This is a genomic window from Kosakonia arachidis, from assembly GCF_900116535.1.
GTDB lineage: Bacteria > Pseudomonadota > Gammaproteobacteria > Enterobacterales > Enterobacteriaceae > Kosakonia > Kosakonia arachidis.
In genome coordinates, this window is record NZ_FPAU01000003.1 from 134,781 (window position 1) to 146,677 (window position 11,897).

At 55.1% G+C, this 11,897-nt stretch carries 7 protein-coding genes and 1 riboswitch; all 7 genes read right to left on the minus strand.

What is annotated here, in order from left to right; genetic code table 11:
* Positions 1–16 precede the first annotated feature (16 nt).
* Positions 17–391, minus strand: a complete 375-nt coding sequence (crcB, locus tag BM427_RS12200) for a fluoride efflux transporter CrcB (protein WP_090121938.1) — start codon at positions 389–391, stop codon at positions 17–19.
* Positions 392–486: 95 nt separating this feature from the next.
* Positions 487–1,776: a phosphopyruvate hydratase gene (gene eno / locus BM427_RS12205; protein WP_090121939.1), complete on the minus strand. Its 1,290-nt coding sequence runs from the start codon at positions 1,774–1,776 to the stop codon at positions 487–489.
* Positions 1,777–1,792: 16 nt separating this feature from the next.
* Positions 1,793–2,218: a universal stress protein gene (locus tag BM427_RS12210; RefSeq protein ID WP_090121941.1), complete on the minus strand. Its 426-nt coding sequence runs from the start codon at positions 2,216–2,218 to the stop codon at positions 1,793–1,795.
* Positions 2,215–2,844 carry a DHH family phosphoesterase gene (locus tag BM427_RS12215; RefSeq protein WP_244316527.1) on the minus strand — a complete coding sequence of 210 codons (630 nt, stop codon included), beginning with the start codon at positions 2,842–2,844 and terminating at the stop codon, positions 2,215–2,217. The genes BM427_RS12210 and BM427_RS12215 overlap by 4 nt, the downstream gene beginning before the upstream one ends.
* 77 nt (positions 2,845–2,921) lie before the next feature.
* A riboswitch (Fluoride riboswitch) is annotated at positions 2,922–2,990 on the minus strand.
* 176 nt (positions 2,991–3,166) lie between these two features.
* Complete coding sequence (locus BM427_RS12220; protein ID WP_090121942.1) at positions 3,167–4,675, minus strand: TolC family protein; 1,509 nt, start codon at positions 4,673–4,675, stop codon at positions 3,167–3,169.
* A gap of 59 nt (positions 4,676–4,734) precedes the next feature.
* Positions 4,735–10,692, minus strand: a complete 5,958-nt coding sequence (locus tag BM427_RS12225; RefSeq protein ID WP_090122732.1) for a putative Ig domain-containing protein — start codon at positions 10,690–10,692, stop codon at positions 4,735–4,737.
* 222 nt (positions 10,693–10,914) lie between these two features.
* Positions 10,915–11,841: a tail fiber protein gene (locus BM427_RS12230; protein ID WP_090121944.1), complete on the minus strand. Its 927-nt coding sequence runs from the start codon at positions 11,839–11,841 to the stop codon at positions 10,915–10,917.
* Positions 11,842–11,897: the final 56 nt, after the last annotated feature.

Consider the following 11,897-nt stretch of genomic DNA (forward strand, 5'->3'; position numbering starts at 1 on the left):
GACTGCACTGTAAGTTTCATCTAAGTAATGTTATCAGGTAAAAACCCGCCGCGGTCATGAGCAGCGACCCTACCACGTGCACCAGTACGGAAGTGAGGGCCCACAAGTAATTCCCCACCTGTAATAATGTGAAGACTTCTACAGAGAATGTTGAAAAGGTTGTCATCCCGCCACACAGGCCGGTAACGATCAGCAGTTTCCAGGCAGGATCCAACTGAGGATTGCGCATAAAATAGGCCATTGCGGCACCAATGATAAAAGCACCAAGCAGATTAACCACCAGTGTTCCGGGCGGAAGTGATGGAAAGACACTGTTGAGCTTAAGCCCAAGAAACCAGCGGATGACACACCCCACGGCCCCGCCAATAATAACTGCTGCTAACTGACTCAATGCGACACTCCCCACCTCAGGTGAATATAAATTCGAACCAGGATGTATGCCGGACCTGGCCGGCATACACACTCAAAATGCCGTTATGATTTTTTTCAACCACGGCGAACAAATGCCTTAATACCTGCATAACGGGCTTCACAGCCCAACTCCTGCTCAATGCGCATAAGCTGATTGTATTTTTCGATGCGTTCGCCGCGGCAGGGTGCACCGGTTTTCAGATGTCCAGCCCGTAGCGCCACTGTCATATCGGCGATAAACGTGTCCATGGTTTCACCGCTGCGGTGCGAAATAAAAGCCCCCCATCCGTTTTCATGACACAGTGAAACCGCGTCGAACGTCTCGCTCAACGTGCCAATCTGATTGAGTTTGATGAGGGCCGCGCTGGCAAGGTGTTCTTCTATTCCCCGGCGGATATACTTCACATTCGTCACAAACAGGTCGTCACCGACCAGTTCGGCGCGGCCACTAAGTTTATTATGCAGGTATTTCCAGCCGTCCCAGTCATCCTCGGCGAGCCCATCCTCAAGCAGAATAATGGGGAACTGGTTCATTAGTTCACCATAATAATCCGTCATTTCTTCAGAGCTCAGGGCGCTGCTTTCGGTGCGAAGATGATATTTCCCGTCGCTGTAAAATTCACTGGATGCCGGGTCCATACAGATACTGATATCTTCCCCCGGCCGGTAACCCGCTTTCTCAATTGCCTGAACAATGAATTCCAGAGGCTCCCGGTTTGAGGAGACGGTCGGAGCAAATCCCCCTTCATCACCAACAGCTGCGGAGAGGTGTCGGGACAGAAGGAGCTGGCGCAGGGCCTGATAGACTTCGCTGCCCTGACGGACAGCCTCTGCCAGCGTTGACGCACCGTGCGGTGCTATCATGAATTCCTGAAAATCGGCACCCTGACCACGGGCATGAACGCCACCGTTAATAATATTCATGCACGGAACCGGCAGAAGACTGGCATTGAGTCCGCCGAGATAGCGGTAAAGCGGCTGACGAGTGACCTGAGCAGCCAGTCTGGCTACCGCCAGCGAAACACCCAGAATGGCATTGGCACCGAGCCGGCTTTTGTTCTCCGTGCCATCCAGTTCCCGCATCAGATTATCCAGTCGCCGCTGATCGCGAATATCTGTTCCCCGGATGGTGTCGCAGATTTCTGTCTCCACGGCCTTAATGGCATCAAGGACGCCTTTCCCGCCGAAGCGCCCTGTATCGCCATCACGGCGCTCAGTTGCCTCTCTTGAACCAGTACTGGCCCCTGAAGGTACCGACGCGCGCGCCATCTGCCCATCAGAAGTAAAAGCGTCCACCTCAACAGTGGGATTACCGCGGGAGTCAAGAATTTCGCGAGCGGTGACTTTTTCGAGTAGAAAATTCATACAGTTCTCCTGTAGTTCAGTCGTGAATGTGTTTAATCAGAACGTCTACATTCAGGTGGTTGATGTATTCTGCCGAACGGGATGTCAGTACTCCCAAAAAGCGGTTACGGTGACCTGCTATAACAAGGTCAACGCCCAGGTCGGCAATGCACTTATCCACATCCTCAAAGCGCCGCATAGTGACCAGCTCCCTTACGTCAACGTGCTCAGCCACAGAAGACGTCAGCTCACTGAGCAGCGCCTTTGCCTGAACAACATCTTTTGATACGGCATCATCCATCAGGCTGTCCGATACGTAATTCATCTCCCGATAGTCATTGCAGATATGAGCAAGTGTGATCTTCATTTGCAGCAGGTGGGATAGCGTTGTCGCCAGTGCGAGGAGGGGCACGCCGTCTTCTTTCCCCTGAACAAGAACAAGTGCATGTGTGTAGATTTTCATGTCTGTCTCCGGTTTTGACTGAGGAAGTGCTCCAGCCAGGACAGAAGCTGTTCTGCTGACTGTCCGGTGATATCGGTTTTGGCGGTCAGGAGCACACATGCAAACGCCCTGTGTTTTATTCCCGACAGGGCAAAGAGCTCACTGGTTGTACGGATATCGTCTTCCGTCGTGGTGGGTGAGCGCAGAATAACTGTGTTGCTGAGTAGCACGCCAGGAAGCAAGATGGGGGGTATCGTGCGGCGCATTTCTGCATCCATCAGTAGCCAGAGTACTGTCGCGCTGTTGCCTGCCGGTTTAATCCTGGCTTCCGGCGGCAGTTGCGTGACCAGACCGCCCAGCCGGTGATGGTCGATAATCCCGACGATATTACTTTGAAGAAGGTCAGCAGGCCCCTGTACCGGCTCGGTAAAATCGGCCAGCCATACTTGTTCAGCTTTCAGTGGAATATCGAGCAGGGGTGGCAGGGGGAGCCCGGCAGCTTCAAAAATATAGCGTGTCTCAGGGGTCGCTTCACCGGCCCTCCAGTCACGGGAGGGACGGCCACATCGGTTGAGCCAGCCCGCCGTCACGGCTGCGGTACAGACAGCATTGCTGTCAGGGTTAAGATGGACAAAAACATTAATCAAAGGCGTATCCCCGTTAAGGGAAGTACACAGGCCGGAAGGATTTATCGACGGCCTGACATACCTCCTGAAAATCAAGAGTCATATCAGGCGTCATCAGCCCCGAACGGGGCGGTTGGGAAAGGTGGAACGCCATCACCTTGCAAGCAGTATAAGTCACAAAAAAAAACCTGTCAGCCGACATTTTGACTTATTACTTTCGGTTAATATTTACTCACAACAGAAGCAAACAAGGTCCTCAGTTCATTGGATGACGAATAATTCTGCTGAGGTTTTTTAGCGTTAAGGCTGGCGCCATTTTTCAGACGCCAGAAAATTCTGCGATTCAGAACGACTGCATGGCACTGATTTTACCCTGTTGCCAGTTGCTTTCTGACTGACGTAACGCGTTGCTTATGTCGGTCAGACGATCGGATGGCAGCGTTTTAGGCAGCAAATCCAGCCCAACAGTTGAGAGTATTTGTCCATAGGTATTGCGCAGTTCCGCGTAGGCAAGATCCTGGCGAAGATTGGCGTTCAACGCGTTGAGTTCCCCCTGAATCAGTTGCAACTCGCCGATACTGTTTGCCTTGTAGCGGTTTCTCAACTGCCCGGCAATCTGACCATCGAGATCGCTCAACTCCTCGCTGGTTTTGTACTGGCGCTGCGCTTCATTGAAATTCGCACGGGCGACATACAGTTGCGCCATAATTGCCAGAGACATGGCCTGGCGCTGCACTTCTGATACGCTCTCATTGGCTTTTGCTGTTTTATAAGCTGCTGGCCCGGACAGCAGATTAAACAGGTTCCAGGTGACCTTGACACCCACATCAGCCCAACTCTGATTCACCATAAAGGAGTTGCTGTCGTAATGTCCCCCGGCACTGACCTCCAGCCCTGGCAACATGCGCAGCAACGTTTTACGGGTTTCGGCTGTATGGATGCGCACCTGATAGTCCTGCTCCCTCAGTTCCGGGCGACTTAACAGCGCGGTCTGTTCCAGGGTGGCGAAATCGACATTCAGTTGCGGCACGGACATGTCATCTTTTTCCGGCAAGGACAACGTATAGGCGGTATCCAGTGGCAGGTTCATTAAGGTTGCCAGCTCGGTTTTTGCCAGCGATAACGCCCGACGTTGCTCCTCCAGTTGACGCACGGCATCAATCAAGGTGCGGCGATAACTCAGTACTTCGACAGGATCGCCCACCTGCTGTGCGCTCATATGCTCACTGGCTTCACGCGCCTGGTTAACCCGGTCGATCAGGCTGTCGATACGGCCCAGCAGGCGTTCCGCCGCTACGGCCCGCCAGTAGGCAGAACGTACATCCTGAATAATGGTATGTACAACCTTGCGTTTACGTTCATCGGCGATCCAACGTTGATCTGCGCGTTGCTTGGCGCTGACATAGCTGACGCCAAAGTCTAATACGTTCCAGACCATAGTCAGATCGGCAACGTCACGGTTCTGATCCAGCGAGGTGGATGGCTCCAGCGATTGTCGCCCGGTTTCAATGCTTCGGCTGCTGGATGCACTGATATTGCTGCGGCCAACGTAGCCTGCCGACATGGCAATTTGCGGCAGCATGTCATAGCGTGCAAGCTCCAGTTGTTGTTGTGATAATGCCTGCTCCATCACTTTAAGACGGGCTTCCAGGTTGTATTTAAGTGCCCTCGCCATAGCATCATAGAGCGTTATCGGTGCTGTCACCGGCTCTTGCTTGCTGAACATGGCGATCTTGTCCTGCTGAATACGCTGCTCACCTTCCGCTTTGGAAAACGGCTGGCTGTTGACGGCGCAGCCGCTCATGGCCACCACGATGAGACTCAGACTGAAAAGTTTCCGACCCTTTAACACGATTCTACCCCTGCTGACTCTTGTTGTTATTGTCATCCACGCCTGACCCAGAGGCGCGTTTATGTGCGTTGTTTGTCGTCTGTGATTTGGCCGACATCCTTCAACGCCTGCTCCATGGCTACCAGCCGCTGCTGCGCCTCGTCCCCAATACGGTGTAATTGCCACTCCAGATCAGGAGCGAAGTGCATCAATTCGGCGATGGGCGCGCCCGCGCCATCACTGGAATTGATATTGCGCCAGCTCCCTCCAGAGAACACCACCATCGGCGACAGAGAAGGCAGTCTGCCACCCGAAAACATCCCTGCCAGTGAAGACGTTCCCCCCAGTGCTCCACCGCTGTTAAAGCTGGGGAACGAACCAAGGGAGCTTTCGAACAGGCTGGCGCTGCTGGAGGTGCTACCTTGTGCAAACGTGCCCGCAACCTGGCTGATCGGCATGTTGTTGTCTGGTGCTGTCCGCTGTGATGACTGAAAAATCGTCGACGTGACCGTCGCAACATCTGCTGTTCCAGCCGTGTTCAGTGCGCCAAGCGACGGCGGGGAGAACAACGTGCCTAACGTTACGGGCGCATTGGCGGCCAAAGTGATCACCGGTGCAGGAGGCGTCACTGACGGCTGGGTGCCGCCGGGATTCATGCGGAATTCCGGGTCGCCACCGCTAGTGCTGCTGGCCGCAATCGTCAGATTAAAGGCCGTACTGACTGATACGTTGTTGCCGTCGGTAGCGGTAATGCGGATGGATAAGTCTCCAGTATCGCCAGTGCCGGGTGTACCGGAGAAGGTGCGGGTGGCCGGGTTAAAGCTCAGCCAGCCGGGCAACGCTGAACCGTCGGCCAGCGTGGCGCTCAGCGTCAGCGTGTCGCCCACATCCGGATCGGTGAAGGCGTTTTCCGGGACGGTAAAACTGAAACTGCTGTTTTGTGTCGCGGTTTGCGCATTCAGCGTGCCGGACAGCACCGGCGCATCGTTAACGTTGGTGATGCTCAGCCCGAAAGTGGTGCTGACAGAGGCGTTGCTGGTGTCGGTTGCCGTGACCCGGACAGACAGATTGCCGACGTCGCCATTCGCGGGTGTACCGGAGAAGGTGCGGGTGACCGGGTTAAAGCTCAGCCAGCCGGGCAACGCTGAACCGTCAGCCAGCGTGGCGCTCAGCGTCAGCGTGTCGCTCACATCCGGATCGGTGAAGACGTTTTCCGGGACGGTGAAACTGAAACTGCTGTTTTGTGTCGCGGTTTGTGCATTCAGCGTGCCGGAGAGCACCGGCGCATCGTTAATGTTGGTGATGCTCAGCCCGAAAGTGGTGCTGACAGAGGCGTTGCTGGTGTCGGTTGCCGTGACCCGGACAGACAGATTGCCGACGTCGCCATTCGCGGGTGTACCGGAGAAGGTGCGGGTGGCCGGGTTAAAGCTCAGCCAACTGGGCAGCGCTGAACCGTCGGCCAGCGTGGCGCTCAGTGTCAGGATTTCGCCCACGTCCGGATCGGTGAACGTGCCCGTCGGCACGGTAAAATTGAAGCTGCCGCCTTGGGCAACGACCTGATCGGTAACGGGCGTGGCAACAACTGGCGGCAGGTTACTGTTATTAACGGTCAAGCCGAACGTCGTGCTGACCGTGGCGCTGCTGCTGTCCGTTGCGGTGACCCGGATGCTCAGGGTGCCGACGTCGCTTCTGGCTGGCGTGCCGGAGAAGGTACGGGTGGACGGGTTGAAACTCAGCCAGGAGGGCAGTGCCGAGCCATCCGACTGTGTCGCGCTCAGCGTCAAGGTATCGCCACTATCCACATCGACAAAGGTACCGCCAGGCACGGTGAAACTGAACGCTGTGTCTTTGGTGGCGCTTTGGATACTGACCGGGCTTCCCACGGTAGGAGCGTCATTCACGCTGGTGACCACCAACGATGCCTGTGCGCTATTGGTGGAAAACGCACTGCTGCCGCCAGTCGTCGAGGTATCCGCCAGGCCTTTGCTGCTCCCGGCCGTCGCGCTACCGCTGGTTTGATCCCACGCGCGGAAACTCAGGGTTGCGGTTTCACCATTGGCGCTGTCCGGCACATAGCGAACCTGCGCCGTCGCCCCCAATAGCAATGCCGATGAGCTTGATACTGTTCCGATAGAAAACCAGTTCGCGCCACTATCCGTGGAATACTGCCAGCCCCCGTTCCCTGCCATCGCCGTAATCGCAATACCGCCGGATGCCCCGCTGTCCACATCCCCATAGCCCGCATTGCTGAGCAACGACGATACGGTAGTAGCAGACGATGTCACATCTTCCGTCGTTGATGTCAGGGGTAGCGTCACGCCGCTGGATAACGTTGGCGCATCGTTAACCGGTGTTACGTTGAGGGTCATCGCCCCGATATTGCCGGACAACGCCGTGCCATCACTGACTTTCCAGGTAAAGGCGGCGTACCCCATGCCGTTGGCATTCGCCGTCGGGCGGAAGGTCAGTTTGCCGATATCGGCCGCACTGACCACCGATCCATTGCCCAGTAGGGTGTCGCCGCCGCCACGCACTCCGTCGTTGTTCGCGTCAATAAACAACTCGCCGGCGCTCGGACCGGTAACGATGGTAATCGATTGCAGGGTGTCACCGCTGTCGACATCGCTGAAGCCGAAATCGGCAGCAGTAAAGGTCTGGGCGCTGTCTTCATTGAGGGTCTTGCTGACAGCCGTGCTGCTAATCACTGGCGCATCGTTAACCGGCGTTACGTTAAGAGTCATCGTCCCAGTATTGCCGGACAACACTGTGCCATCGCTGACCTTCCAGGTGAAGGAGGCATAACCCGTGCCGTTCGCGTTCGCGGTCGGGCGGAAGGTCAGTTTGCCTATGTTGGCCGCACTGACCACCGCACCATCTCCAAGCAACGTGTCACCGCTATCGCGAACACCGTTACTGTTGGCGTCAATAAACAGCTCACCGGCGGTCGGTGCCGTAACGATAGTGATAGATTGCAGGGTGTCGCCACTGTCCACATCACTGAAACCAAAATCGGCAGCGCTAAAGGTCTGGGCAGTGTCCTCATTGAAGGTTTTGCCCACTGACGTATTGCTGATGACCGGTGCGTCATTGACCGGTGTGATACTCAGCACTGCCTGATTAGTACCCGTGCTATTGAGCGAACCGTCATTAAAGGTCCAGTTGAGCGTCACACTGGCCGGTGGGTCGTCAGAACTGTTGGCATAGGTCAGGGATTGCAGTACCGCATTCACTATCGCCGACGTTGCATTGCTATTGAACGCCAGCGTCAGCGTGCCGGAGGAATTTGTTGTGACACTGCCCACCGCCGTGCCGTTATAGGTGAAGTTTTGCCCTTGAGTCAGCGTCCCCAGCAGTCCGCTATTACCGAAGGTATCGACACTGTTCGCCCCACCGTTACGGGCGATTGAAATAGACGCGCCGTTATAGTTGCCTTGGTTATTCAGCTCGGTATCTGCGACCGTGACATCATTGTCTATCACCACCGCGCTGCCATTTTCGGTATAGGTGGCTCCGCCGTTCAGGTTGCTGAATACAGGGGCGGTGTTGATGGTTGAGGTTATCGACGAACTATTAATCGCCGTCAGGCCGCCTGATGTGGCCCGTAACGCCAATGTGTTGCTGCTGCCGTTGTTGGTATACATGATGACGAGGCCGCTATAAGTGGCGATACCGCCAGACGGCGTTAATGTTACCGTCGTAGCGCTGGCATCATGATCGCCCGAGGTGACCGTCAGGCTATTGACCGTACCATCGACAACACTGTCGTTAGGGTCAGTCACCGAGAGCACGATATTGGTGGTGTAATCCTGATCCACCATGCCATTCGCATCGACCGCCTGAACGACAGGTACCGTGCTAAAACTGGTGCTTTGTCCGTTCTGAATTGTTGTGGGCACGGGCTGGGTGGAGAAAACCAATCGCGTCGCTACCACATCCGGATTGATCGATGCAGATGTGACGCTGGCCAGGCTAGCGGACGCCGCCGTCAGCACGAAGTTAGCGTCGGCATCGCTGGCCGAGGTGTACTTCACGCCGCTAAAGGTAGCAATACCGTTTGAGGCGGTCACCTGAGTGGTGCCGGTCAGCGAGCCGCTGCCATTTTCGCTTAGCGTTACCGAGCTATTAAAATCGGTGTCGATATTGCCTCGAGCGTCAACCGCGTACAGCACCGGCTGGGTGGTGAAGTTAATGCCACTGACCACTGAGGTGGACGGCGATTGGCTATAAATCAATTGGGTTGCTGCCACATCAATGCTGGCACCGCTACCGTTGGTCACGTTGCTCTGGACGCCCGCAAAGATGGAACTTCCCGACCCGGTGGTCACGTTACTGGCATTGATAGACACTACCACCGTGTGGTGATCGGTAATGTCGTTACTGCTGGTGTTATCGCTGTAATACGCCTTAATGGTGTAAGTTTCGCTACCGCCATCCGCAATCGACACATTAAGCCCGGAAAAGGTGACTCGGCCCGTGCTGCTGTCGTACGTGCCGACGACGTTAGTGGCATCAGGCCCGCTGAGCAGGAAGGTCATCTGGCTCAATTCTGATGATGTCGCGCTTCCACTGACGTTGGCGTATAACGCGCTGACGGTCGTGGCGACCCCGTCCGATGCACCGGTATCCGTAATCGTGAAATCCATCAGTGACGCCGCGCTGCCCACTGATGTCGCCGTGGTAGAAAACGTGGTCGCCTCGCTGGCAGCCCCTGCGGTCAGCGTGGAGGTGGTGTCTTTTGGCGCAGCAGTTTTAACATCGGTGATAATGATGTTTTGAAAAAGGCCATAGTCTTCCGAGGTAAATACCACCGACGTCACATCATTCAGCGTGGTTACGCCACTGTAGGTATGAAATGCATCCGCGCCAGGAGTAAGAGAGAAAGAACTGGTAGCGCCATCTTTAACATAATAAATCGTCAGGTTACCGGTTCGAAGCTGCGTTTCGAATCCCGTTAAATCAAAGGTATAGCCACTTTGTACCGAGATCTCGAAATCCATACCACTGCCGCCATTACGGTCGGATAGCGAATAAATCCCCGGGCCGATCCCACCACCGGAGGCCTGATAATTAGGGGATGTATCTTCCTGAATATCGAGATAACTCGCGTTCGTTCCTGTGATCGTTGAGCCGGCTTTAAACGTGAAACTCGCCCCGTCGATAGTGCGCACGAACATGTTATTACTATTCGCATCGCTATCTTCTTGCGAATCTACGACAAATGTTACCGTTGAGAGCAAGTGTGAGTAATCGGATACACTCAAGGAATGGGCCTGAATATCGCCCACTGAGGTTTCGAGTACCCAGTCGCCGCCTAGCGCAGCAGCACCGGTGTTATCGTTGGAAGCCGCAATGTCAGCGCCTGTTGTATCATGCAGCAATTGCAGAAACGCGCCGCTACCCGTGGCACCGATATCACATCCGTACAGCAATAGATCTCCATCTTCCGTCAACGCGGAACCCAGCGTCGCCAAATCAGCGGAGCGTGACGCTGCCGTCGCTGTATTTAACGTCAGCGTCCCCAGCGAAACCTGCCCTTCACTGCCATGACTGATGATATGAATCGCATCATAACCGTGATGGGTTTGCGCCCACTCTGCCATCTGGGTCAGTCCGTCTTTGCTACTATCCAGCAATACCACTTCCGTTCCGGAAGGCACCTGGTCAACCAAGGTCTGGTAATCCGCCACTGAGGTATCAACAAACGCCACTTCTTTGTGCGGTTGCGCACTATCGCCTGCTACAGGGACTTTCGTGTTATCGGTGGTGGTGTCCTGATGGGCTACCTGAGTTTGGCTGTCGCTGTTCTGTGCATGGCTATCGTTGGTATGTGTTGTTGCTGTGTCTGGGGTAGCCGTGGGTGTGGTCTCTTGCGCAGTAGCGGTTTGATCCACCGTTGCGGCAATGGCACCGTCAAACATCATTCTCGGCTCAAGTGCATATCCCAGCGGGACGGAAGGCATCATCTCAACGGGACGGGGAGAGGGCTTGCGTTGTTGACGCGCAACGCGATGGTTACTGAACAGATCACGCCATAACATAGAGATACCCCAGCAGATGAATAACATTCCGGTCATTATTTCCGCATGCCATGGGTTCAGTGTCGCCAGGTTGCGGGTAATTATTTCAATTTGTTTCTGAAATGCAATTTATGTCTTAATTGTGTGAATGAATAGATATATTTGCATTTTGTGCTGCTTTTAGTTCTGTTTTGTCAAGGGCGTGTGATGGGTAGCAAAAAACTACCCATCAGCCGAGGTAAATCAGCCCGGATTGACCGGATAAATCCCTGTCACTGCAATGCAGGCGGTCAGGGGCAGCGATGGATCGCGCACCGGCAACGGTACTGGCACCTGAATGACGACCGGAGCAGGAGTCGTCGCATTCGGCCCCACCGAAACGGCAGCGGTTAACGGCAGACTGACATTGCCAGACGCCGTTCCCGACAGTTGCCCGCCGCCAGCAGTACCACTGACCGGGCCACTCGCGGTACCCGTCACGCCGTCATCCGGCCCTACCTGCCGATCGTTGGTGCCAGAAGGGGCGTAGATCTGGGCGGCCGGCCCAACAACCGTGGTCAACAAGGCTTTATCGGTCAGGTTAGCGCTACGCCCGGTTGTGGTAGACGAACCAATTTTGGCGATACCGGTGACAGGAAGACTGGCTACGGCGCTAAAAGGCAGGTTGGTGATACTGCCAGAAAGCGCCAAAGAAACGGAACCGCTGGCCACTGGCGTCGTACCGGCAGTACCGTTCAACGTCAGGGTGGCAGGGTGAGTATGCGGTGGTACCTGAGGGGCAGCCAGCGTGACTGATGTAGACGCAATTACCGTTGAACCTTCCTGCCCGACTTTCTGCCCAGCACTATAAACCGGAATAGAACCATTCAGTGGACCAGTACCTATCGCGGCCCTTCCCCGCAAGTCAGGCAGCGAGAAGGTCGTTGGCGCTGTCCCGCCGTAAATATTGCCAATCAATGAATAAAGCGCCTGGTAACCATTGACGTTCAGTGTCCTGCCATCGGCAGGTAAATAGCCTTCCGGGCAATACCGGATAGCCATATAACAAACACTGCCAATGAATTCGTCACCCGCCCCGTTGCAGGCGAAAGCCGACTGCGGCAGCGAAAAAACGATCCCCAAGGTAGCGGCAATGGTTGTTTTTGTAAGTAAATATTTAGCATTTTTCATAAAGATCTCTCCTTGCCAGAAAGCGGCTTCACGACACAGCTAAGCCCATCGGATAA